General features: G+C 42.3%; 25 protein-coding genes. 1 reads left to right on the top strand and 24 read right to left on the bottom strand.

Features of this window, described 5'->3' with window-relative positions:
• Nucleotides 1-6 precede the first annotated feature (6 nt).
• From nrdR to IGJ25_RS08740, 3 genes are all read right to left on the bottom strand, one after another.
• Nucleotides 7-477 carry a transcriptional regulator NrdR gene (nrdR, locus tag IGJ25_RS08750; RefSeq protein WP_005226004.1) on the bottom strand — a complete coding sequence of 157 codons (471 nt, stop codon included), beginning with the start codon at nucleotides 475-477 and terminating at the stop codon, nucleotides 7-9.
• Between the two features lie 203 nt (nucleotides 478-680).
• A complete protein-coding gene (locus IGJ25_RS08745) occupies nucleotides 681-1,322 on the bottom strand; it encodes a FusB/FusC family EF-G-binding protein (RefSeq protein WP_225000803.1) in 642 nt (213 codons plus the stop codon).
• Nucleotides 1,323-1,570: 248 nt separating this feature from the next.
• Entirely contained in the window at nucleotides 1,571-1,909 is a 339-nt protein-coding gene (locus tag IGJ25_RS08740) for a CsbD family protein (RefSeq protein ID WP_318248581.1), read from the bottom strand.
• A 168-nt stretch (nucleotides 1,910-2,077) separates the two neighbouring features.
• Between IGJ25_RS08740 and IGJ25_RS08735 the strand changes: the two genes are divergently transcribed.
• Nucleotides 2,078-2,857: an ABC transporter ATP-binding protein gene (locus tag IGJ25_RS08735; protein WP_225000801.1), complete on the top strand. Its 780-nt coding sequence runs from the start codon at nucleotides 2,078-2,080 to the stop codon at nucleotides 2,855-2,857.
• Nucleotides 2,858-3,031: 174 nt separating this feature from the next.
• Here IGJ25_RS08735 and coaE read toward each other — a convergent pair whose 3' ends face one another.
• The 21 genes from coaE to IGJ25_RS08630 form a co-directional block, all read right to left on the bottom strand.
• A complete protein-coding gene (gene coaE, locus IGJ25_RS08730; RefSeq protein ID WP_015509632.1) occupies nucleotides 3,032-3,625 on the bottom strand; it encodes a dephospho-CoA kinase in 594 nt (197 codons plus the stop codon).
• Complete coding sequence (gene mutM / locus IGJ25_RS08725; protein ID WP_225000800.1) at nucleotides 3,622-4,464, bottom strand: DNA-formamidopyrimidine glycosylase; 843 nt, start codon at nucleotides 4,462-4,464, stop codon at nucleotides 3,622-3,624. The genes coaE and mutM overlap by 4 nt, the downstream gene beginning before the upstream one ends.
• A gap of 15 nt (nucleotides 4,465-4,479) precedes the next feature.
• Complete coding sequence (gene polA / locus IGJ25_RS08720; protein WP_225000799.1) at nucleotides 4,480-7,125, bottom strand: DNA polymerase I; 2,646 nt, start codon at nucleotides 7,123-7,125, stop codon at nucleotides 4,480-4,482.
• Between the two features lie 126 nt (nucleotides 7,126-7,251).
• Nucleotides 7,252-7,944: a Bax inhibitor-1/YccA family protein gene (locus tag IGJ25_RS08715; protein WP_005231333.1), complete on the bottom strand. Its 693-nt coding sequence runs from the start codon at nucleotides 7,942-7,944 to the stop codon at nucleotides 7,252-7,254.
• The gene (locus IGJ25_RS08710; protein WP_005225996.1) at nucleotides 7,937-8,410 is read right to left on the bottom strand and encodes a MaoC family dehydratase; all 474 of its coding nucleotides are present in this window, start codon (nucleotides 8,408-8,410) and stop codon (nucleotides 7,937-7,939) included. Before IGJ25_RS08710 ends, IGJ25_RS08715 begins: the two co-directional genes overlap by 8 nt.
• Nucleotides 8,411-8,551: 141 nt before the next feature.
• Nucleotides 8,552-9,886: a UDP-N-acetylmuramate--L-alanine ligase gene (murC, locus tag IGJ25_RS08705; protein ID WP_005225995.1), complete on the bottom strand. Its 1,335-nt coding sequence runs from the start codon at nucleotides 9,884-9,886 to the stop codon at nucleotides 8,552-8,554.
• Between the two features lie 114 nt (nucleotides 9,887-10,000).
• On the bottom strand, nucleotides 10,001-10,465 hold the full coding sequence (locus IGJ25_RS08700; RefSeq protein ID WP_005225994.1) for a SprT family protein: 465 nt from the start codon (nucleotides 10,463-10,465) through the stop codon (nucleotides 10,001-10,003).
• The gene (locus tag IGJ25_RS08695) at nucleotides 10,462-12,648 is read right to left on the bottom strand and encodes a Tex family protein (protein WP_262119337.1); all 2,187 of its coding nucleotides are present in this window, start codon (nucleotides 12,646-12,648) and stop codon (nucleotides 10,462-10,464) included. The genes IGJ25_RS08700 and IGJ25_RS08695 overlap by 4 nt, the downstream gene beginning before the upstream one ends.
• 137 nt (nucleotides 12,649-12,785) lie before the next feature.
• Nucleotides 12,786-13,520, bottom strand: a complete 735-nt coding sequence (locus IGJ25_RS08690) for a metallophosphoesterase (protein WP_225000797.1) — start codon at nucleotides 13,518-13,520, stop codon at nucleotides 12,786-12,788.
• Nucleotides 13,521-13,685: 165 nt separating this feature from the next.
• A complete protein-coding gene (locus tag IGJ25_RS08685) occupies nucleotides 13,686-14,057 on the bottom strand; it encodes a VOC family protein (RefSeq protein WP_225000796.1) in 372 nt (123 codons plus the stop codon).
• Nucleotides 14,058-14,079: 22 nt separating this feature from the next.
• Nucleotides 14,080-14,493 carry a DUF1149 family protein gene (locus IGJ25_RS08680; protein WP_005225990.1) on the bottom strand — a complete coding sequence of 138 codons (414 nt, stop codon included), beginning with the start codon at nucleotides 14,491-14,493 and terminating at the stop codon, nucleotides 14,080-14,082.
• Between the two features lie 91 nt (nucleotides 14,494-14,584).
• On the bottom strand, nucleotides 14,585-15,637 hold the full coding sequence (locus tag IGJ25_RS08675; protein WP_005235759.1) for a SepM family pheromone-processing serine protease: 1,053 nt from the start codon (nucleotides 15,635-15,637) through the stop codon (nucleotides 14,585-14,587).
• The gene (coaD, locus tag IGJ25_RS08670) at nucleotides 15,627-16,121 is read right to left on the bottom strand and encodes a pantetheine-phosphate adenylyltransferase (protein ID WP_225000795.1); all 495 of its coding nucleotides are present in this window, start codon (nucleotides 16,119-16,121) and stop codon (nucleotides 15,627-15,629) included. The genes IGJ25_RS08675 and coaD overlap by 11 nt, the downstream gene beginning before the upstream one ends.
• A 1-nt stretch (nucleotide 16,122) precedes the next feature.
• Nucleotides 16,123-16,677 carry a 16S rRNA (guanine(966)-N(2))-methyltransferase RsmD gene (gene rsmD, locus IGJ25_RS08665; protein WP_005225987.1) on the bottom strand — a complete coding sequence of 185 codons (555 nt, stop codon included), beginning with the start codon at nucleotides 16,675-16,677 and terminating at the stop codon, nucleotides 16,123-16,125.
• Nucleotides 16,678-16,777: 100 nt separating this feature from the next.
• Nucleotides 16,778-17,122 carry a YlbG family protein gene (locus IGJ25_RS08660; protein ID WP_005225986.1) on the bottom strand — a complete coding sequence of 115 codons (345 nt, stop codon included), beginning with the start codon at nucleotides 17,120-17,122 and terminating at the stop codon, nucleotides 16,778-16,780.
• Nucleotides 17,109-17,537, bottom strand: a complete 429-nt coding sequence (locus tag IGJ25_RS08655) for a YlbF family regulator (RefSeq protein WP_005225985.1) — start codon at nucleotides 17,535-17,537, stop codon at nucleotides 17,109-17,111. The genes IGJ25_RS08660 and IGJ25_RS08655 overlap by 14 nt, the downstream gene beginning before the upstream one ends.
• Nucleotides 17,524-18,654, bottom strand: coding sequence for a CAP-associated domain-containing protein (locus IGJ25_RS08650; RefSeq protein WP_225000794.1), 1,131 nt, complete (start codon nucleotides 18,652-18,654; stop codon nucleotides 17,524-17,526). The genes IGJ25_RS08655 and IGJ25_RS08650 overlap by 14 nt, the downstream gene beginning before the upstream one ends.
• Before the next feature lie 15 nt (nucleotides 18,655-18,669).
• A complete protein-coding gene (locus IGJ25_RS08645; RefSeq protein WP_225000793.1) occupies nucleotides 18,670-22,098 on the bottom strand; it encodes a pyruvate carboxylase in 3,429 nt (1,142 codons plus the stop codon).
• 22 nt (nucleotides 22,099-22,120) lie between these two features.
• A complete protein-coding gene (locus IGJ25_RS08640) occupies nucleotides 22,121-23,284 on the bottom strand; it encodes an FtsW/RodA/SpoVE family cell cycle protein (RefSeq protein ID WP_086338268.1) in 1,164 nt (387 codons plus the stop codon).
• A 2-nt stretch (nucleotides 23,285-23,286) separates the two neighbouring features.
• Complete coding sequence (locus tag IGJ25_RS08635; protein WP_010748186.1) at nucleotides 23,287-23,586, bottom strand: YlaN family protein; 300 nt, start codon at nucleotides 23,584-23,586, stop codon at nucleotides 23,287-23,289.
• Nucleotides 23,587-23,956: 370 nt separating this feature from the next.
• Complete coding sequence (locus IGJ25_RS08630; RefSeq protein ID WP_010748185.1) at nucleotides 23,957-24,991, bottom strand: diacylglycerol kinase; 1,035 nt, start codon at nucleotides 24,989-24,991, stop codon at nucleotides 23,957-23,959.
• Nucleotides 24,992-24,999: the final 8 nt, after the last annotated feature.

Genomic DNA, 24,999 nt, shown 5'->3' with positions numbered 1-24,999 from the left:
CCCCCTCTATTCTTGTGGTTCTTTCGCTTTTTCGACGATGTCTTGTAGTTCTTTCAAGAAAACTGACATGTCTTTAAACTGGCGATAGACACTGGCAAAACGGATATAAGCGATCTCGTCTAAATCAACTAAATCTTCCATCACATACTCACCAATCTGTGTTGTAGAAATTTCATTTTCACCAAGAGCACGAACACGACTTTCCACATGATCGACGATCGTTTCCATCTGATCCATTGTCACTGGTCGTTTTTCAGCAGAACGAATCAACCCCCGTAGGATTTTTTCTCGATTGAATTCTTCACGGGCACCATTCTTCTTAATGACAAGTAGGGGTGCCTCTTCGATACGTTCAAATGTTGTAAAGCGATAGCCGCAATTTTCGCATTCACGACGGCGGCGAATCACACGTCCATCATCGGCTTGTCGACTATCAACTACCCTAGAATTGTTATGATGACATTTTGGACATTGCATAGTTCCACCTCATTTTCTCTCTTATGCGCTTACGTATTTACGTAAAGTCATCGGTTTCTATGATTAATTATAACATGAAATCCGTTGGTACAATAGCCAAAGTGGTTTATTCTGTTCATTTATTACAAAATTTAAATAATGTTATAACTACTGTTTTTTTGAATTTGAAAAAACGGCAGAAATCTTTCTGCCGTTTCATTTCGTTATTTATCTTTCATTTGCAGCAAAGAAACAAAGTCATGCAAATTTTCTGGCTGTTCCATCTGCTGATTGCACCGTTGGCTATCACGACAAATATAGTTCCCCCGTTTGGTATACGTTCCATCACCATTGCTTTTCGTCAGAGAAAGAAACATCGAGACATTCCCTTCATGCTGGCACAAGGGACAGATTCCTTTCTTGACCTCGGTTGAGACATGACCGTGAAGTCCTGTAAACCCTTGTTCAGTGGCAATGATCATAAACTTGCTTTGACTACCGTTATCATCCCAAGAAAGATAGGTGGTCTCTTTTAAATCAACGGAAGCAAAATCAGGTATTTTCAGTTTTTTTACTTTCCGAAACATTTTTTCAATTTGTTTTGTTGTCGGTACCTGAAAGGGTCGGACGTACTCTTTGAGCTCTGTTAATAGCTCATTGCTGCGACTGATCGTCATCCCCGGTTGAAAGAAAGCAGCTAAAATTTCTTGTGGTGCTGTTTCTTCTTCAGGAAAAAATTGTTCTATGGCGTCTTTTGTCATCGTTTCAACCGTTTTGATCGTTCGAGGATCATTGACCGATTGATATGTTCGTACTAATTGGTATACTTGATGTTTAATTGAATGAAATTGGTAAGGTTCGATCATAAAAAAGCCTTCTTTCTAATTTTCCGTTTCCTATTGCGGCTGTTCTACTTTCTTGACAGTCGTACACAATGCATAAATAAGCATTTGATGACCACCTCCCAATTTCTTTGCTTCTTTCCATGCGATCTTAATGGATTATAATGAGAGGTTGAGAAATTGTCAACTGTGCAGGTGTTTGTCTTTCAACCTCTCTTTGGTCTCATTAACAAAAAATGCCTCGTCTAGAAGACGAAGGCATCCATGTTTGTTTATAATTTATCTTCAATTCCTGTGTAATGCTTTAGCTGGTCTGCATCCCGTCGATCATTCGAAGAAATTTTATTTGCATCGGGATTTTCAGCTCGCAGTAGTTCTTCGCTGCTGACATTTTCAGGGGTGGTTCGATCATTGCGGGCATCACGCTCATCATTTTGATCATCTAGTTCATTGACTCGTTTTTGATCGTCCTCTTTCTTGATTTGACCTTCTTGTGCTTGTTCTTTCCCAGAGTGGGCAAGTTCTTCATTGTTGGTCCACTCACCAATTTTTTCTTTGGCTTTGCCAACGATCACATCTTTTTCATCTTTAAAAGTACCCATAGTTATCATCCCTCCTGTATAGTTTCATCATAACAAGCATTCTGATTTCTGACAAAAGATATGAATGCGATACCAAACAGTCAGCAAAATGTTTTTCTTTATGCTATAATATGAGCGATTATTTTCTGAATATTCATACAACTGGAGGTGAAGAACCTGTCTAAGGTTCGACAATAGATGACAATCCTCGATTTCCAACAGGTTTCTTTCGTTCGCGACAAGAACTATTTATTAAAAGCAATCAATTGGCAAGTGAAAAAAAATGAGCATTGGGCGATTTTAGGTCTGAATGGTGCTGGCAAAAGTTTATTACTCCAAATGATCACGGGAAGTTTATGGCCTTCTTCTGGTCAACGAACGGTCTTAGGTGAGCGTTACGGAAAAACGTCTGTGCCCGATCTTCAACGGCGCATTGGTTGGGTCAGTTCAGCGCTGCAAAGCAAGTTTTATGGTCGCGATCTTGCCGAAGAGATCGTTCTTTCGGGGCTTTATTCCAGTATTGGTCTTTATGCGTCCTACGAAGAAGAGCAGCTGATCCAAGCAAAAAATCTTTTGGCTGACTTAGGTTTGTCGCATCTGATCCATCGTTCCTATCACGTCCTTTCTCAAGGGGAAAAACAATTTGTCATGATCGCACGTGCCATGATGGCACAACCAGAGATCCTCATTTTGGACGAACCTTGTACGGGCCTTGATTTATTTGCGCGAGAAGAACTGCTAACCCGTCTGGAGGCTTTTTCACATCTGCCGAATACGCCGACTCTTCTTTACGTTACCCATCATACGGAAGAGCTACTACCGATTTTCACTCATTTGCTGATGTTAAAAAACGGCAAAGTCCACGCCGCTGGTCAACGAGAGACGATTTTTACTGAGGAGGTTCTCACCTCTTTTTATGATCAGCCGATCATTCTTCACCCCTTTTCCAGCAATCGCGTGATCGTGACCCCAAAATAAATCAGGGCTGGTACTTTGATATTTAACCATTCATACACGATCGTCTTACTTTCCAAACCAAACAGTTTCCGACATGTTTCAGCGCCAGTTGTTTTTGGAAATGATAGGGCTAGGTTTGCTTTTGAAAGATAAAATAGCAGGTTCCCTTTTACTGAAGGGAACCTGCTGTCTTATCTATTTGTTTAAGGATGCTAACCAATCATCGATCTGCTGATTGAGTTGGGCGATCGTTCCTTGATTATCAAAGACAATATCTGCCCGTTGTTTCTTTTTCTCAATGGAAAGCTGACTGTCGATTCGTTGTTGCGCTTCTTGCTCACTCAGTTGATTACGTGCCATCAACCGCTCTTTTTGAAGCGCTTCTGGCACATAAACGACTGCGGTTTGATCCATGTATTGGTCGTAGTCGGCTTCATAAAGCAAAGGAATGTCAACGATCAACAAGGGCACTTGCTGCCTTTTTTCTTCGATCTGAGACAAAATCTCTTGTCGAATAAATGGCGACAGCGTCTGATTCAACAAGCGACGTTTTTCTGGATCATTAAATATCAGGGCACCGAGGGTTTGCCGATCCAGGTGTCCGTCATCGGTCAAAATTTGCGGACCAAAGGCTTGCGTCACCGCCTGCAAGCCCTCCGTATTCGGTTCAACGACTTCTCTGGCGATGATATCGGCATCAATAATCGGTAAGCCCAGTGAGCGAAAATGCGCGACTGCGGTACTTTTCCCAGTGGCGATCCCGCCAGTGACCCCTAAGACAAAGCTCATTTGCTGGACCTCACATGCAATTTTTGGCACTGAGGACAAAAGTGCGTCCCCCGTTGGGCAACTTTGGTCTTGACGATTGGTGTCCCGCATCGCCCGCAAGGATTGCCCGTCTGGCCATAGACATTTAATGACATTTGGAATTTTCCTGCTTCGCCCAATGCATTGAGATAGGTCCGAATGGTGGTCCCCCCTGCTTCAACGGCGCGTTCCAAGACATCGATGATCGCTTGATGCAACACGTTGGCTTCTGCTGGGGTGAGCGAATCTGCTGGTTGTTCAGGATGGATCTTCGCTTGCCATAGCGCCTCATCTACATAAATATTACCCAAACCAGTCACAAGTTTTTGATCTAACAAAAGGGGTTTGATGGCTTTTTTAGACCGCTTCAATCCTTGCTCAAATGCTTCTAATAAAAACAATTCAGGCTTAGGCTCAGGACCTAATTGCATGATGCCTTTATAGGCTGCGCTTTGGTCTTTATCCACTAAAGTCATACGACCAAATTTTCTTACATCATGGTAATTTAACTGACTGCCATCCGTAAAATGGAAAATGACATGTGTATGTTTATCGACAACCGGGTCTGACTCAAAATACTCGTACTTGCCTTCCATTCGTAGATGAGAGATCAGATCATAATCTGTCAATTTAAAAATCAAAAATTTTCCACGTCGTTCAAATTTTTCAAAACGTTGCCCTTTCAACAGTGCCGAAAAGATCGGCACTTCAGGACTTTCGATGATTCGCGGCCAAAGGATCTCGACCGATTCGATCGTTTTATTTAAAACAAGTTTTTCAAGTCCTTTGCGGACCGTTTCAACTTCTGGTAATTCAGGCACCTCTGTTCACCTCATTTATTTTGCATCGTACCATGTTTTGCCCCAATTGCTGTCTGTCAGTAAAGGGACATGCAATGCAACGGCTTGCTCCATCACTTCTTTCACTAAAGCGTCAAGACGAGGCAATTCAGATTCAGGTACTTCAAAGACTAGTTCATCGTGTACTTGCAGCAGCATCGTTGCTGCTAATTTTTCTTCTTTCAAACGTTTCGCCAAATCGATCATGGCAATCTTTAAGATATCCGCCGCACTGCCTTGGATCGGTGTATTGATGGCGGTTCTTTCCGCAAAAGTCCGAATATTGAAATTGCGCGAATTGATATCAGGTAGGTAACGACGGCGATGATACAAGGTTTCAACGTACCCTTTGTCCTTCGCCTCACGAACCACTTCCTCCATATACGTTTTCACACCAGGATATTTTTCAAAATACGTATCAATGTATTGTTGGGCGGCTTTTCTGGTGATTCCTAGATTCTGGGATAAGCCATAATCGGAAATACCATAAACGATACCGAAGTTGACCGCTTTGGCTTGACGACGCATATTTGGTGTCACATCTTCTGCTTTTTCGATACCAAAGACTCGCATCGCTGTGCTTGAGTGGATATCTTGACCTTCGATAAAGGCTTCTTTCAAATGGGTATCATCTGAAATATGTGCCAACACTCGTAATTCGATTTGAGAGTAGTCAGAAGAATAGATCACCCAATCAGCTTCTCGTGGCACAAAGGCTTCACGGATTTTTCGACCTTCTTCTAAACGAATCGGAATGTTTTGTAGGTTCGGATCGACAGAACTTAATCGACCAGTTTGGGTCAAGGTTTGTACATATCGTGTATGGACTTTGCCATCCCCTTGGATCACTTTTAATAAGCCTTCTACATAGGTTGATTGGATCTTAGCGATTTGACGATAAGTCAAAATGTCTTCAACGATCGGTGCTTGCTCTTTTAGTTGTTCTAACACATCGACGGCTGTCGAATAGCCAGTCTTGGTTTTTTTGATGACTGGTAAGCCCATTTTTTCAAATAAGATCACACCCAGTTGTTTCGGTGAGTTTAAGTTGAAGGTTTCACCAGCTTCGGCGTAGATTTTTTCTTCAATTTCATGCAACCGTTGCGCAAATTCGCCCTTCATCTGATGCAAGCGAGACGCATCAACTTTGATTCCAGTAATCTCCATATCAGCTAAAATCATTGATAAAGGCAATTCCATTTCTTCAAATAGCGCTGTTTGATTCTTCGCTGCCAATTCTTCCGTAAGCTTTGGTGTTAGGTTCGTAATCGCTGCTACTTTACGGGCTAAATGAGCAAAGAAGTCTTCCTCATCCGCTGGCAGACCTTTTTTCGCACCTTTTCCATAAATCGCTTCATCCGATTGGATCGCATCATAGCCATAGTGAGCGGCAACACCTGCGATGTCATTATTCGCATCATTCGTGTCTAAAAGATAAGCTGCCAATAAAACATCAAAAGCGATTCCTTTTGGTGCTGTCGTGTATCGGTTTAATGCCACGTACGTGCGTTTGGCATCATAGACGAACTTTCTACGCTCCTCGTCTTTTAACCAATTGGTAAAGACTGGACTTTCAAACAATTCTTCACGATTGCTGACATAAATTTTTTCTTGATTGCCCCAAGCAACACCGACGATGTCTTCCAAATGATAGTTATCCCCCATCATCTCGACATACAATGCCGTGTCTCCTTGGAACATATCTTCTGTTACTTCTTCAACGACCGAAAATAAAATGTCTTCCATCTCAACTGGTTCAGCTGTAATCTGCAACTTCTCTAAGAAGCTATTAAAGTTCATTTCTTGGTAGAATGGCACCAATTTCTCTAAGTCTTTGCCTTCATATTTCAGTTTGTCGACATCGACCTCAATGGGCGCATCCACATCGATGGTTGCTAACTGTTTTGAAAGAAAGGCGATCTCACGGTCATTGATCAAGTTTTCTTTCATCTTGCTTTTTTTCATTTCATTGATGTGTTCATAGATCCCCTCAACGGAGCCATATTCCTTCAATAGCTTGATGGCTGTCTTCTCACCAATTTTGGTGACACCAGGAATATTATCGGAAGCATCACCAGCTAGTCCTTTCATGTCGATGATTTGTAAGGGCGTTAGGCCGTCATATTTTTCAGCCACATGAGCGGGTGTATAACTTTCAATTTCGCTAACTCCTTTGACCGTAATGTCAACTTTGACGTGCTCCGTTGCCAGCTGGGTCAAATCGCGATCGCCAGATAAAACGACAACGTCAAATAGCTCCTTGTCGACTTTATTCGCCAATGTACCAATAATATCATCGGCTTCGTAATTATCTAATTCGTAATATTGAACACCTAACGCGTTGATCAATTCGCGAATGTAAGGCATTTGTTCTTTAAATTCCCCAGGGGTTTTTGAACGTCCGCCTTTATAGTCTTCATACATCGCTGTCCTGAAGGTGGTTTTTCCAGCATCAAAAGCCACTAAAACATGTGTTGGCTGTTCTTTTGCCATCACATTTTCAAACATAGTATGAAACGCATAGATGGCATTTGTGTGCAGCCCATTGGCATTTTTAAACCGTTCTAATGAATTATGCAACGCAAAAAACGCGCGAAAAGCCACACTATTTCCATCAACGAGTAGTAATTTATTTTTTGGCATTTGATTACTCCTTTTCTCAAAAAGTTCCTCTTTATTCTATCAAAGAACGGGCACAAAAGCGATGAATTGCTTTGTTTTCTCTCTCGTTTTATACAAAAAAAAAAGGCGAGTTTCCTCGCACTTTTTTTAGTTGTTTTTTCCAAAGATTCGCAATAACGCAAGGAATAAGTTGATAAAGTCCAAATACAGTTGTAATGCCATGAAAACGGCCACTCCTGTATTTGCGCCACCATTCGTTGCGAAGTATACATTGCGGATTTGCTGATTGTCATAAGCGGTGATCCCCATAAAGACAAAGACGGTCACGATCGATAAGAAAAAGTCAACCGGTTGACTGCGTAAAATAAATACATTCAAGAGCGTCGAGATGATGATCCCGAGCAACAGACCATAGCCGATACGACCAACCACACTTAGATCACGTTTGGTCATGATCCCAAATGCTGACATGACACCAAAAGTGACAGCTGCTGAAACAAATGCTCCCACGATCGATCCAAAGTCATAGATCATCAGTGTCACAGACAAGGTCAATCCATTCAAGAGCGAATAGACTAAAAAGCCAGCAACGGTCAAGGACGGATTTTTCTGCGCCTTCACCCCTAATACAATAACTAGAATGATCTGTAAGATCCAAAGACCAGTAAATCCTAGCGGAAAGTTGCTGATAAATTGTAGGGTTTGCGCTTGAAAGACTTCCCCAAATATATAGGCTGAGATCGCACTGATCGCAAGCCCAACGCCGAAGAATAAATACACTTTTGAATAAAAGCGATTTAAGCCTTGGGCTTGGACAGTTTCATTATTTAAATTATTCATCTTGTTGTTCCTCCTCATTTTCTGCTACTGCTTTTGGTGGCTGGACCATGACCACAGCATCTAAAATACGATGATCTTCTGTGTTGATCGCTTCAACCGAAATAGTTACCACGTCTTTCATTTTATCCACTTTGATCACTTCGAATTCAAAGGTCAACGTTTCATAATGATATACAGGTTCAATAAAGTTTACCGAAAAATTGACTACATGAGAGCCAGGACCAGGCAAATGTTTCGATACGGCACTGGTGATGATCCCCATCAACATAATGGATGGTACGATGGGACGCTGGTACTCAGTTTTTTGCGTGTAGTCATGTTGTATATACAAAGGATTGGCATCATTAGTCAGCCCTAAATATAACAACAGTTGATTGTCTTCGATCGATTCTGTTAAGGATAACGAATCGCCTTCCTCGATATCTTCAATACTTTTTCCTATTTTTCGCGGTTTCCCTATATTCAAAATTTAATTCCTCCAAAAAGAATAGTTTCATCTGAGTATATTCTATCAGATGCCGACAAAAGTGCAAGTTCGCGGTGCTGCTTTTGCAAAAACTTCAGATGTAAAAAACTCTTGCAGCAAACACGCCACAAGAGTCTTTAATTACAATACGTTACGAGTTGTATTGCTTAATAGTTTTTCATAGGCTGTCTCAAATTTTTGCACATCGCCTGCTCCCATGAAAATCACGACAGCATTTTGATGATCCAATAGCGGAGATACGTTCTCTTCTTTGATCACAGTTCCGCCTTTTTGAATTTTCTTGCCTAGATCTTCAATTTTAACATCTCCTCGTGATTCACGAGCAGATCCAAAAATGTCACATAGATAGACATGGTCTGCAAGATCCAATGCTTCCGCAAATTCATCCATCAAAGCGATCGTGCGGGTAAAGGTATGTGGCTGGAAGACAGCAATAATTTCTTTCTCTGGATATTTTTGACGAGCGCCATCGATCGTTGCTTTGATTTCTGCAGGGTGGTGGGCGTAGTCGTCCACGATCGTCATATCCGCCACGATTTTTTCGCTAAAGCGGCGTTTCACTCCAGGAAATGAAATCATCTCAGCAGCAACTTCTTTCATATCCAATCCTTCTTTGTAAGCCACAGCGATCACACTTAATGCGTTGTTGATGTTGTGCTGACCAAACGCTGGCAAGACAAAATGGCCAATATTTTCACCATGGATAAAGACGTCGAACTCTGAACCTTGGGTGGTGCGTTCAATATTTTTTGCTTGGACATCGTCGTTATCGTTGACGCCGTAATAGTAGATTGGGACATCGGCTTCAAGTTTACGCAAGTATTCATCATCACCAAAAGCAAAGATGCCTTTTTTCACTTGACTTGCCATCGATTGAAAGGCTGAGAAGACATCCTCGATCGAGTGGAAGTAGTCTGGGTGATCAAAATCGATGTTGGTCATGATTGCATAATCCGGTGAATATGCTAAGAAATGACGACGGTATTCACAGGCTTCAAATGAAAAGAATTCCGCATCAGGTTCCCCATGACCAGTCCCGTCGCCAATCAAGAAACTTGTTGGACGGATGCCGCTTAAGACATGAGAAAGCAATCCTGTCGTACTGGTTTTCCCGTGAGAACCGGTCACCGCAATACTCGTATAGGGCTGAATGAATTGGCCAATAAAGTCATGATAACGAGTAACTTCTAAACCAAGTTCTTTTGCCCGTACGATTTCTTCGTGGGTGTCAGGGAAAGCATTCCCTTGGATAATGACCATTTCTGGTTGAATGTTTGCTTTATCGAAAGGCAACAATTTGATCGCTGCTTTTTCTAGATCACGTTGAGTGAAGAAATATTCTTCCACATCAGAGCCTTGTACTTGGTAGCCTTTTTCGTGCAGAATCAAAGCCAATGAACTCATACCGGAACCTTTGATTCCAACAAAATGATGTATTTTGTTTTGATTTTCCATTATTATAATCCTCTTTTCTCAAATCCGCGTCGTAAAAAAACGCGTGTATTGACAAATATCAGGTTGTCACACGACCTACATTATCATACAAAATGAAAAAAATAGCAACGAGTTTTATTTTTCGACTTGACTTTTCTCATCATTTCCTATTTCTAGCAAACGTCCACGACATTTTCCACAAACATATTTTTTGATATCCACACGTCGCTGCCGCCGAATCTCGCAGCCGCAATTTTGGCATCGATAGCGATGTTTGGCTGTCCTTTTGGCAGGAGGTGCATAACGCAAGCCTCCCGTTCTTGCCAGCAATGCTTTAAAGGCAGGATCTTGGTGACGGTGACCAAGACCTGCTAAGTGCAAATGATAATGACACAATTCATGCTTGATAATGCCGATAAAAACCTCCATCCCGTGTTCTGTGAGCATGGTTGGATTGAAATCCAAGTGGTGATCACTTAGATGGTAGCGGCCACCGGTTGTTTTTAAGCGAGAATTAAACACCGCTCGATGCGTGAATGGTTTGTTGAAAACAGACAGCGACAGCTCTTCCACCAAATGCTGCAATTCTTGTTGGGTCATTTTGCATTTCCCGGATCGACCATGGTTAAACTGATACGGCCTTTTTTGACATCTACTTGCTCGATCCAAACGGTTACGACATCACCGACGGAAACAACGTCTTTCGGATGCTTTACAAACGAACGGCTCAGCTTCGACAAATGCACCAGTCCATCTTGTTTGACACCGATATCGACGAAAGCACCAAAGTCGATCACATTTCGAACCGTTCCCTTCAGTTCCATTCCCGGTTTTAGGTCCTCCATACTCAGCACATCTTTGCGCAATAATGGCGCTGGCATTTCATCACGCATATCGCGTCCAGGCTGCATTAACGCCTTTAGGATATCCGTGATGGTTTCTTTGCCGACTGACAATTTTGCGGAAAGCTCCGCTGGGCGTAGTTGGGCAAGTTTCGCTTTATTTTCTTCCATTTGCTCTTTCCCTAGCTCCGCTAAAGAAATACCCGCGATCGCCAAAATTTCTTTGGCAGTGTCATAACTTTCTGGATGGATCCCGGTATTGTCCAAAATGACTTTTCCGCCAGGTATCCGCATAAAGCCGATCGCCTGTTCATAAGCTTTTGGTCCTAATCGAGGGACTTTTTTCAGTTGATTCCGCTGCGTAAATACACCATTTTCTTCTCGATAAGTCACGATATTTTGAGCAGTGGTTTTATTTAAACCAGCTACATGCTGCAAGAGTGCCGCACTTGCGGTATTGACGTCAACGCCAACTTGGTTGACAACAGTCTCAACAACAAAATCCAATTGTTCAGCGAGGCGTTTTTGCGAAACGTCATGCTGGTATTGTCCGACGCCCACGGATTGTGGATCAATTTTGACTAATTCTGCCAAGGGATCTTGCAGACGGCGACCAATACTGATGGCGCTGCGTTCTTCCACTTGCAGATCAGGGAATTCTTGACGAGCGATCGGACTGGCAGAATAAACAGAAGCGCCTGCCTCATTCACGATCACATAATATACTTCTTGATCGATCAATTTTAATTGTTCAGCGACGAATTGCTCTGATTCCCGACTCGCAGTCCCATTACCGATTGCGACCATCTCGACTTTATAGGTTTGTAATAAGCGACGAAACGCTGGTCCGGCAGCTTCTCGCTTATTCATAGGCGCTGGTTTATGAGGATAGATCACTTCGATCGCTAGTACTTTTCCAGTCTCATCAATGACGGCTAGTTTACAGCCTGTACGATACGCTGGATCAAAACCTAAAACGACTTTGCCCTTCAATGGCGGCTGCAGCAACAGATTGCGAAGATTTTCTCCAAAAATTGCAATTGCTTGTTCGTCAGCTTTTTCTGTCAATTCATTGCGGATCTCTCGTTCGATGGCTGGTGAAATAAACCGTTTCAGCGCATCAGCAGCTGCAGCTTCAACAAAACCGGCTGCGGGTGAATCCCTATTCGTGATCAATTTGCGACGTAGGTATTCCATGATTTTTTCTTCATCTGCCACAAGGGCGACCTTCAAGATGTCTTCTTGTTCCCCACGATTAGTGGCTAAAATTCGGTGGGATACCATCTTATTGATAGGATGCTGGAAATCGTAATACATTTCATAAACGCCTTTTTCATCTTTTTCAGCATTTTTGACCGTGCTTTGATACAATCCTTTGTTTGTGTAATAGCTGCGGATCCAACTACGAAACTCTGCAGTATCACCAACGCCTTCTGCAATGATCTCGTGCGCGCCTGCTAAGGCATCTTCTACAGTAGGAACAGCATCACTGATAAATTCGGCCGCTTTTTCTTGAACGTCACCTGCTTTTGGGAAGCTTAACAGCCACTGAGCAAATGGTTCCAAGCCGTTCTCTTTGGCGATCGTCGCTTTGGTGCGTCGTTTTTGTTTATAAGGACGATACAGGTCTTCGACGGCCTGCATTTTTGTCGCAGCTAAAATCGCCTGTGATAGTTCAGGCGTTAGCTTTTCTTGTTCTTCTATCAAACGCAAAACCTCTTGCTTGCGTTTCTCTAAGTTTTCTAAGTACTGGTATCGCTCTTCAATTTCTCGAATCTGAACTTCGTCAAGTCCATTCGTCATTTCTTTACGGTAGCGGGCAATAAAGGGGACGGTATTTCCTTCTTGCAATAACTGCAACACCGTAATGATTTGTTTTTGGGTAAAAGCGGTTAATTCTTGTTTTACTAAATCAAGTACCTCTTGATTCATTTCTGCCATTTGTTCTCACCTTTCCTTTGTTGCTTTTGCTATTTTAACATAAAAAAGACAGCCATTGAGCGAACAAGATTGCACGAAAACAATGTTGCTTTCGCGACTCTTGTTATGGCTGCTTTTGTCTTTTCTCAAAAAGACTTTTAAAAGTCTGGTTGCCAAGGACCTGCTAAATTTTGGTATTCGATGTCCTGAACGATCCCTTTGTCATCAAAAATCACGCCATGCACCGATCCACCAAATACTGCCCCGCCATCGATGCCGATTTTGTCGTCTTGTTGCCATAGATCCGTCGTCTGCATATCTCCATGCAGCAAGGGCGTGATGGTATGGCCAAAAACGATCGTTTTTCCTGTACGGTTTTTTCCTTTATGAAACGGCTCGCGAATCCAGATAAAATCATGGTCTGCGGTCTTACGCCAATCTTTTTTACTTAAATCCACGCCCGCATGAACAAAGAGATACTTTCCCCATTCGTAATAAAGCGGTCGCTCCATCAAAAACTCTATTAAGTCTCGATAGCTACTGCGGATCATTAAGGCGATTTCCGTCGGCGAATACTCCTCAGTAGCGCCTGTATGCAAAAGACTTTCAATCGTTTCTTTACCGCCATTGCGTACGTAAGCGGCAAACCAATCCTCAGGGGCATTTAGAAATTGCAGAAAATACTCCTCGTGATTGCCGCGTAAATAAATCGCTTGGTATTCTTCGACTAACTTTTTTCCCAGAAAAAAACACTCTTTTGACTTCGGCCCCCGATCATTTAAGTCTCCAATCAAAAGCAGCTGATGGAGCTTAGGGTCATAATCGGTAAGAAGTTTTTTAAACAGATCGGCCATTCCATGAATATCACTGATTGCATATAGATAGTTTTGCATAGTCATTTCCTCCTTAAAGGCAATTGATTCTCTTGTTATCAATTTTAGACCTTTGCCTGTAAAATGTCTTGCAATAAAACGAAAAAACCAACCATTTGTCCTGAACAGTACGACAACATAAAGTCGGGTTCAAAAGGACGAATGATTGGTTACGATCGACAAAAGCTATTTTCCTGATACAGCAAAATAATTGCCATCCGGATCGGCAAAATTGAAAACCAGTTGTTCTTCCATCTGAATCAATTCACCCACTTCTGCTTCCATCTCTAAAAGCTTCTTATAAAGTATCGTAATATCTTCTGCAAAAAACATGATCGATGGGGAATTCAAAACGACTTCAGGTGAATGTGTTTCGATAAACTCACGGTCATATAAGACAAAATGTGCCTCCGCCTCTTTTGATGGCGCGATTTCAACGACGGATGTTCCATCAACGGTTTGTTGTTCAATGATCACAAACCCTAGTTCTTGCCAAAACTCAACTGCTTTCGTCACATCGTCGACGTATAGCATCACTTGCATTTGATTGGAAAACAATGGGCATCCCTCCTATTTCTCGTTATTCGTCTGCTTCCTTCGCTTCTTGCGCAGCGTTCGAATTGGTATTAAAGTTCAATTGTAAACCTGGTTTGTCGGTCACGATCTCTGTCACTTCATAAGTCAAGCGTTTGACGATATCAAACAAGGGCTCAACCAAGCGATCAGTTTCGGCTTTCGTCAAATCCTCTCCAGAATTGACTTTGCGATTCAAAATATGATTGACTTGTCCGACACGTCCTGACAAAACGTAATCAGGGAACACCAATTGGAATTCTAAGCGGGCACCAATAATACTGTTTTTTTCCATATATTCTTCATCTTTGACTTTTAACGGCGCAAAGCCGACATTCAATTTTGTTTCCATTTCTTTGTCTTTCGGTTTCATATCGAAATGATATGCTTCAACGATTGGTTGTTGTCTTTTTAATTCCACTAGATTCACACTCCTTATCTAAAAGTATAGCATAACCTTTTCTTTGAGCCTACTGTATTCTTTAGACAATAAAAAAACGGCAAGTGCCGTTTTAATTTGCTTCTTTTAGTGTTGCTAGGTAGTCCAATGCATCTTGGACATTGGCGATCGGAACGATTTTCATGTCTGTGTCTAACTTCTTCGCTGCTGCCACTGCCTCTTCGTAATTCGTTTTAATGGAAGGATCTATTTCACGCTCTTCATCAGTGATTTCATCGTCCGGAGCAAAAAAGATTTCTGCTCCACTTTCGCTGGCACTCGCTACTTTTTTGTCAATCCCACCGATTCGACCAACCGTCCCATCAGCTGAGATCGTTCCGGTTCCAGCAATATTATGGCCTTTACGCAAGTTATCTCCAGTTAGCTGTTCATAGATTTCAAGGGTGAACATCAACCCAGCTGAAGGCCCACCGATATTGCCAGAATCGATCACGATCTCTTCATCAGAAGTGATCTCTGTATGATCGACGAGTGAGATACCGATACCTGCTTTTTGATTGCTTTCCAGTTCAATTAATTTGCCTGTTGCTTCTTTTTCTTCACCATCTTGCAAGTAAGTTACGGTGATCTCATCACCAATGGTTTGACTTTGTACATAGTCGATAAAGTCTTGGCTACTTTTAAATTCTTTGCCATTGACAGCGGTGACGGTATCTCCAACGGATATTTTCCCCGCAAAACTGGAATTTGGATCGATCCCCATGACATAGACCCCTTTATAGGTCATTTCATAAGGCAAGTCTGCCAGCTTTAATGCTTGCTCAATCGCACTATTTTGCGAGGATTCCATATAATAGCGCTGGATGCGATTGTACTCCTCATCTGTCGCACCGCCTAAAAGTTCTTCCTCACTGATCAAGTCTTGAAATTCATTGAATTTTGTTCCAATCGCCGTAAACACGGTAGCCTGTCGAATCCCGACACTGGTTAAAGAAAAGGAGCCGGCTGAGGTGTCTTCTTTTTGATTGACGGTAATCAATTCTTTTAAATCGATCGTTGCACCAGGTTGCTCGATATAATAAGGAATCGGCAAAAAGGCACAGGCTGCGATGATCAGTGCTAAAACAAACAAGAGAACATATTTGATCGTTGATTTAAGATTCATGGGTATCACGCTTCTTTACTATAGCATCGTAGATATTTTGTGGTAAATATTCCGCAACATCGCCGTTAAAGGTTAAGATTTCTTTCAACAAACTGGAGCTGATGAAACTATGCTTTGCATCTGCTAAAAGAAAGACGGTCTCTAGGGAAGGTTCTAAGTGATGATTCATTTCCATGATGTCCCGCTCATACTCATAATCTTTCACACTGCGAATGCCTCTAAGCAGAAACTGTGCGCCTAGTTTTTTCGCGATCGTGACCGTCAGCTCCGTTTCTTGCGCCAGAATCTTGACGTTTGGAATATGAGCGAGGGCTTCTTCAATTAGATGAACTTTTTCTTCACTTGTAAAAAAACTTTTTTTATTGGTATTTGTAAAAACACCCACGATCAGTTCATCAAAAAGCGTTGCGCCTCGCTCAATCAGATCCACATGACCTGACGTCAGCGGATCAAAACTTCCTGGAAATAAAGCAATCTTTTTCATGTTATCCCTCATTTCTATAGATCGTCACCGCAGATATGCCATAGGTTTGGGCGCGCATCAAATGCAAAGAACCAATCTTTTCTGGCAAGACGATGGACTTATCTGTTTCGCAAACTACATAAGCAAACGGACGAATCAATTCATCCTTCAGCATAGCTTCTAGCTGTTGCAGGATCTCTTGCTTTGCGTAAGGTGGATCTAAAAATAGATAGTCAAAGCTTTGTCCCTCAGCTGCAAACTGGCGTAAAGCTTGATTGGCATCCATTTTTAGTACCGTGAACTTTTCTGGTTCTTTGGTTATTGCAATATTTTCACGGATCACTTTGATAGCTGGAAAACTACGGTCGACACAAACGGCATGCTCCGCACCACGAGAGACCGCTTCGATCGCTAAGCCCCCGCTCCCACTAAACAGATCCAGTACAACTCCTCCATCTAAATATTGCCCTAACATGTTAAAGATCGCCCCTTTTACTTTGTCTGTCGTGGGGCGAGTGTTATCTCCAGCAAGACTTTTTAATCTGCGGCCACCATATTCTCCGGCTACTACACGCATGCGTTTTTCCCTCCAAGATCTTCGTAAATACAAATATAGCACTGTTTCTATAAATAGCAATAAAAAAATGGCGGTGACTCAAGGCACCCCCACTTTTCTATTACACGTTTTCTGCCAATCGAATCATCGTATTTTTTTCTTCGATATCAAACCCTTCATCTTTCACTGGATAGGCTGCTGATGTACCAATTTTTTCAGCAAAATCCATTTCGACATCTGGTCGATAGGAAGCTTCAACTTGTCGAACAAAGTGAAACTGCTCGATTTTTGTTTTTTTGCTTTCGTATTCTTCTTCGTTCAAATACATGACCACGTATTTCATTTTGCGTGACACATAATGAACGAAGCCAAAACGACGCAAATTTTTTAGTTGACGTAGGCTGTAGACCCATACGATCAATCCTCGACGCTTCTGCATCGTAAAAGGCGTTTTATCCTCGTGCATGACAATTTCCTCCACAACTTGATTTTGATTGAAAAAAAGGACTTCCAGCATCCACTTTGACAGTTGGTGAAAAACACGTAGAAATCGCTACGGTCAGTTCATCCAGCAAACGCTGCAGCTGCGTTTCACTCCAGCGGTACTCGCTCACTTGCTCATTGAGATCCAGCTGTCGCTTAGCTGTGCGCATCGCACGCTTTTTCTCTTTGAAATCAGGGGCATATGCGCCGTACGCTTCAATTCTTTCAAAATCCAGCTTTTTTTCTAAAAACGTTCGCATCAATTCCTGAGCAACAGGATCTTGATGCATGGTTTGTTTCGCTATTTGATAGTTTCTACACGTTTCACTCGCTTTGATTGCCGTTACAAGTGAATCGATTTGATCTTCAATCTCGAAAAAGGCTTCATCGTAAATCATCTGATGTACTATCCTCGGTCCCTTCTACATCTTCTTGCACTAAGACTACCATATTTGCTTCAGAAAAAGCAATTCCTATCTTTTCTGATTGTTCATGGGTCAAACGTTCAGTAAATCTTGGGTTACTGAACCAAGATAAAATAGTAAAGGTTGGATCATAGACAGGCGCTTCAAAAATCGAAGCAGAAGCCTCTAACTCCTTCGCTGCTAATAACTCCTGCCACTCATCGTTCGTCAAAACAAAATTACTCGTTTTTTCCGAAGAAAGAGCACGTTGATAGGAATGGATGCGTTGAGAGGTCAAATGATCCGATAGATTATTCGTCAAATCCGCTAAAAGTCCGACCGCATCTTGATGCGTCTGGGTATCTTGTACAAAGCTTTCCAAACCGATTTGATTACGAAGCTTATCAATAATGACAAAGGCTAACGTCTCTTTTTCAAGATCAGCTTGTGCTTGGTCAATCGTTTGCGAAACTTGAAACAGCGGTCGTTCTCCTTCTGTCAAGGGATAGGGCGCTAACTTAAGCAGGGTCGTCTGATCCAAATAAGTGATCGCCTGCAGTTGAGCCGTCTCTTGATCAAAGAATAAAACAGCAAATGTCCCATTATCAAACGCTACTAAGGGTCGGTAGTTCATATCTTCTTCCATCAACTCAAAACTGATGGTGCGATCATTTTGTGTCAAGGTAAAATTTGGATAAATCATGGTCAGCTCAGTCAAGTCAGTCAAGGTCATGCCCATTGCAAAGGGCGCTAGGGAAGATCCCCCGGCGCCGATCACTTTGATTGCCTGCACACTCTCACCATCAGTATTGATCTCAACATATTGCTGATCGTCTAATTGATTGTAGACCCGAATTTCAAACTCGTAGCCCGAGCGATACGTTTGAACTGGAAGCCCGTAGATTTCTTCAAAATCAGAAACAGGCTCCCCAATCAATTCAGCTAATCCTTGGGCTGCGATTGGTTCATAATTCATGGTCGTTGGTGCTTTGATTGGGTTCTCGATCGTCATTCTTGAATCTGAAGCGTTTCGCATGAATACTGGCTGCAAATACACGATTATCAGGGCTAGGACAAATAAGCCGCAAAATAATAATCCCCTTCGCTTCATCTGCTGATCGACTCCTTATTTTTCTTTGACTTCAATCAGAAGGTCTCCTGACTGGATTGGTTCCCCATCGGTTACGTAAACATGCTCAACTACACCAGAGAAGCGAGCTTCGACGGAAGTTTCCATCTTCATCGCTTCAGTGACCATCAACGTCTGTCCACGTGCCACTCGATCACCTTTTTTGACTAATACTTCTAAAACTGAACCACTCATGGAGGCACCGATTTGTTCTTTGTTCGTTGGCTCTGCTTTGCGTTTTGTTTGAACAGAACTGATGATCGAACTATCTTTCACAACGATTTCTCGTCGTTGACCGTTTAAGTTAAAGAAGAGGGTCCGATTGCCTTCGATATCTGGTTCACCGATTTCATCGAGACGAATGATCAAGATTTTGCCTTTTTCTAATTCGACATTGATCGTTTCGCCTAAGCGCATACCATTAAAGAAGGTTGGTGTATCAAGGACTTTTACATCGGCAAACTGCTCATACGCTTTTCGATAATCAAGGAAGACTTGCGGATACATCAAGTAGCTCAAGACTTCTTCGTGTTTTGGTTCATAGCCGATTTTTTCGGCTAGTTCTTGTTTCACTACGGCAAAATCAACTGGTTTGGCAAAGGCTCCTGGACGTTCCGTAAAGGCTGGGCGTCCTTTTAAGATAATGCGTTGCAATTCTTTCGGGAAACCACCGACTGGCTGACCTAACTCGCCTTGGAAGAAGGTGATCACTGATTCTGGGAAACTCAATGTATCGCCTTTTTCAAAAATATCTTTTTCTGACAAGCCATTTTGTACCATGAAGAGCGCCATATCGCCCACGACTTTCGAAGAAGGTGTCACTTTCACGATGTCTCCAAACATCATATTGACTTCATGATACATTTCTTTGATTTCATCCCATTTTTCGCCTAAACCAACGGCTTTGGCTTGTTGCTGGAGATTGGTATATTGTCCTCCTGGCATCTCATGCTTGTACACTTCCGTTTGAGGGGCGTTCAAGCCATTTTCAAAGGAATGATAGTACATGCGGACATCTTCCCAATAGTGATTCAATTGTTGGATATTATCCACATTGATCTCTGGGCAACGCTCGCCGTTTAAAAGAGCATAATACAAACTACTCATACTTGGCTGACTCGTTGCGCCACTGATAGCTGACATAGCGACATCCACGATATCAACGCCAGCTTTGGTAGCTGCTGAGTAAGTGATAATCCCATTCCCGCTGGTATCATGCGTGTGCAGATGGATCGGTACATCGATCGTATCTTTTAACTCACTGATCAAACGATAAGCCGCTTGCGGTTTTAATAATCCAGCCATATCCTTGATCGCAATAATATGGGCACCAAGATTTTGCAATTCTTTTGCCATATCTTTGTAATATTGTACCGAATATTTTTGGCGGGATGGATCATTGATATCCCCTGTATAACAAATCGTCGCTTCTGCAATTTTCCCCGTATCACGAACAGCTTGGATACTTTTCTCCATTTGTGGGACCCAGTTCAAACTATCAAAGATTCGGAATACATCGATTCCTTGTGCCGCAGATTCTTTGATGAATTCTTCCAAAACATTGTCTGGATAATTGGAATACCCGACAGCGTTGGAGCCTCTAAACAACATTTGTAAGAGTGTATTCGGCATTTTTTTCCTGAACATCCGCAATCTTTCCCATGGATCTTCTGTTAAGAAACGGTACGCAACGTCAAAGGTTGCCCCACCCCACATTTCACTTGAGAACAATTGTGGTAGGCCAGCTTCCGTCATCGCGGCAATTTTCTTAAAGTCATGGGTTCTTACACGAGTTGCCAACAAACTTTGATGGGCATCTCGGAAGGTTGTATCCGTCAGTAAGACATTCTTTTGTTGACCGATCCATTCAATGACACCCTCGGCACCTTTCGTATCTAAAATATTTTTGGCGCTGACAAAATCAGGCGTTGCTTGGATGTGTTGTGGCATCCGTGGTTCATTGTAGAAAGGTTTCTTTTGTTTTTCGATTCCCGGGAATCCATTGATCGTGATTTCACCGATATACTTCATGGTTTTGTTTCCACGGTCACGAATCCGAGGGAAATTGAATAGTTCTGGCGTATTGTCGATAAAGGTAGTTTTGGCTTCCCCTGAACGAAAGGCTGGATGAGAAACAACATTACGCATAAAGAGAATGTTTGTTTTCACACCACGTACTCGGAATTCTTTCAGACAGCGCATCATTTTTTGAATTGCTTGGTCGAACGAAGCAGCATGCGTACAGACTTTTACAAGTAGCGAGTCGAAATAAGGGGTTACCACTGCACCGGCATAAGCATTTCCGACATCTAAACGAACCCCAAACCCACCCGGAGAGCGGTAGGTATCGATCTTACCAGTATCTGGCATAAAATTATTCGCTGGATCTTCTGTCGTCACGCGACATTGGATCGCAACACCCTCAAAGCGAATGTCTTTTTGTTCAGGAATTCCGATTTCTTTATGCAAGTCTTTGCCTTGTGCAATCAAAATTTGTGTCGTCACGATGTCTAAATTGGTGATCATTTCAGTGATCGTATGTTCCACTTGGACCCGTGGGTTTACTTCGATAAAGTAGAATTTGTCGCCCTCTACTAAAAATTCCACGGTTCCAGCATTGATATAGCCGACATGCTTCATTAGTTGAACGGCTGCTTGGCATATTTTTTCCCGTTGTTCATCAGTCATTGACACACAAGGTGCCACCTCGACTACTTTTTGGTGGCGGCGCTGAACCGAGCAATCACGTTCAAATAAGTGAACGACGTTTCCGTGCGTATCTCCTAAAATTTGGACTTCAATATGTTTTGGATTACTAATGTATTTTTCAACGTAGACTTCATCGCTACCAAATGCCGCTTTGGCTTCACTTTTGGCACGTTCGTAGCCGTCTCTTGCTTCTTTTTCATCATGAGCGACACGCATGCCTCGCCCACCGCCCCCAAGGGCTGCTTTGATCATGATTGGATAATCATGTTCGTTTGCAAAAGCTAAAACGTCATCGATCGATGCAACTGGACCGTCAGAGCCAGGAATTGATTGAATCCCGGCCTCGATCGCTGCTGCTTTTGCTTTGATCTTGTCGCCAAAAATATCTAAATGATGGGTGGATGGTCCGATGAAAATCAAACCTTCTTCTTCACAGCGTTGAGCAAATCCCAGATTTTCTGATAAAAAGCCGTATCCAGGATGGATTCCTTCGGCACCGGCCTTTTTCGCCGTGCGAATGATATCTTCAATGTCTAAATACGCATCGATTGGACGTTTGCCTTTCCCCACTAAATACGCTTCGTCTGCTTTAAAGCGATGGACGGAGTATTCATCCTCCGCAGCATAAATTCCGACAGTTTTGATCCCAAGTTCCGCACATGCGCGGAAGACACGGATCGCGATTTCTCCACGATTGGCAACAAGAATTTTCTTCATCTAATCCACTCCATTCAATTGATCAATAATTCAAATAAACCTGTTTCCTCTTTTCTTCGGCACTGATATTTAACACAAAACCGATACAAATCGATAGCATCAGCAAGCTTGATCCACCTTGACTTAGAAATGGGAAAGTGATTCCCGTCAATGGGATCAAACCAGTGATTCCACCTAAATTGATAAAAATCTGAGACATAAATAATGTCCCTATACCTATACACATCATGGAATTAAAGGGATCTCTTGAACGAATACCGACAAGAAAGATTCGTCCCACCATATAGAATAAAACACCTAAAATGATGATCGATGGAATCAGCCCTAATTCTTCCATAACGATCGAAAATATATAATCGGTGTGCGCTTCGTTTAAGAAACCACGTTTTTGGATACTATTTCCAAGCCCGCGCCCGAACAGCCCACCGTTGAACATTGCGTAATACCCATTAACCATTTGATGACCTGTATTGTATTCATCAGCAAACGGGTTCAAAAAGGATGAAAAGCGACTATAGACATAGTCGGGTAAAAGCTTACCACCAGTTAGATTTACTAAGAAGACGATCAATGTACTACCTACAATTCCTGCCACCCCTAATATCAAGGTATACAGGTAATTCAGGCCACTAGATAATAACACGACAAAAGCCAGCAACATAACGATTACAGCATTCCCTAAGTCGGGATAAAAGGCCATGATCCCTGTGTAAACGAAAACGATTCCGATTGGACGCCAAACCGTTTTCCAAAACTCTTGTTGGATGCCTTTTTGACGATAAGATAGCGTCACCGATAAAAACCAAATCACAATAAATTTTAAATACTCTGCTGGTTGAATAGAAAAGCCCGCAATCGTTAACCAACCATGGGCCCCGTTTCTTCTTGGGAAAAAGAAGGCTGCGATCAATAAAAACAAGATGACGATCATAGCGATCTGGACAAATTTTTTATTCCGAAAAACATCCGTTTTCATTTTATACATGACAGTGATCGCTACTAGACTCAACAACCAGAAAATCGCTTGATTGATGACGTAAGAAGCAGCTGTCGTCGGTTGTGTGGCGGTCATCGCAACATAAGATGTGGAACTATAAACCATCATCAAGCCCGTGACACACATAACAATATATGGTAATAAAATACTATAATCTAATAAATGTCTTTTCTTTACTTTCTCTGGCAAGTTTATGCCTCCTTGCCGATGTCAGGTGTCCGCTGGTCCTCGTAGACCTCGCTATACAATTGGTTCAAATCTTTTTCAAGATCCGCCATCAATTGCTGCCCTGTTTGATTATCAACGATCCCCAAGCGGATCGCAAATGCCACTTGTCGTGATAGACCATACATCTGGGTATCAACCACTTCTTCAAATGCTTTGCATTGTGCGATACATAAACTATTTTCTTGGTTTCGGATCAGCTTTTTGATTCGTTCTGCGTCATCTCTCAGCAGATCAAGCGCTTTTGTAGAATCGATTTGCTCCATTCCGGTCCCCCCATTTCTTCGTTTCACCATTATAGCATATTCTTATTCGCTTTTGCATCCATAGATTGGATAGAAATACGGAAATAACGAACTTTAATGAGCATATATTCGAAAAGTTCGCTTTTTGATGATTATCATTCGTGTTTTGGAAATTTTATTCGTTTTATTTATATGATCCGCGCCCGATTTCGTGAAACAAAGGCAGATCGTGAAACACTTTATAAAAAACGTCCTTTACTAAAATTTAAGAAAAGCTATTCTATCAAGTATTCGAAAAAAAATCGGTGCCTGCTTTTCCACAATTACGTTTTAAAAAAAGAACAGGTCCAAAAGTCCCTGTTCTTTCAACTCGCATGAAAAGAAAAATCGTTTACTTTGTTTCATCGCCGATCTTGCCATCCCCATTGATGTCCTCATCGGAAAGACGTTCGACTTCTTTAATAAAACCTTCGCTCATCTCTTGATAATTTTGCTCACCAACGACCGCATCGTCAGGGATTTGATCGACATTTGCAAAAAACTCAATATGATTGTGTAGGTTTTCAAAGCGCATAGGAGCATCTCCGCCGTATTCGCCATCAAGGTTGATCATTAAACGATTGACCTGTTCTGGTGCGTCTACTTCAAGAAAAGATGTTTTCGTATAAATCAGGCGACGATCGTTGATGTGTTTTCCACCATTCATCATTAAAGCAACTAAGTGGACGATCTCAAAAATATTGGCCGTTTTGACAATGATCAACGAAAATTTCCCATCGTCAAGCTTTGCATCAGGCGCAATCTGTTCAAAGCCCCCAACTGAATTCGTCAGCCCTAAAAAGAACATCGACGCTCCGCCAATGTATTCTCCGTCTTCATACTTTAGATGCATTTTGATTGGTTTGACACGAGGGAGTAATTCCGCTCCTTTTGCTAGATAAGCTAAGTAGCCAAAAACACTTTTCAGTTCAGAGGGAACATCGTAGGTCAATTCCGTTAAGTGCCCACCAGCAGCAATGTTGATAAAATACGTGTTGGGTGTTTTTCCGACATCCATTTTCACTGTCTGCTGCTTCAAAATCACTTCCGCAGCTGCTTTGATATCCGTACGGGGAATCTTTAGCGCTCGTGCGTAGTCATTGGTCGTGCCTCCAGGAATGATCGCCATTTTTGGTCGCTTTTCTAAAGGAGCGATCCCATTGACGACTTCATTGATCGTGCCATCCCCACCGGCAGCTACCACCAAATCAAAACCAGCTTCGCCGGCTCTTCTTGCTTCATCACGAGCGGAAAATGGCGCAGCGGTCGTGGCAAATGCACTCGCCTCATAACCGCCAGTTTCCAAAACATCTAAAATATCTGCTAAGTTTTTTCGAATCAATTCTTTCCCAGATGTCGGGTTGTAGATTACTCTTGCTCTTTTCATCGCTTGCC

Origin of the sequence: Enterococcus sp. DIV0240d (assembly GCF_051711245.1) — a bacterium.
In the GTDB taxonomy this organism is placed as follows: domain Bacteria; phylum Bacillota; class Bacilli; order Lactobacillales; family Enterococcaceae; genus Enterococcus_D; species Enterococcus_D casseliflavus.
The sequence above is the reverse complement of the archived record's forward strand: the minus strand, read 5'-3'. Positions and strand labels throughout refer to the sequence as shown.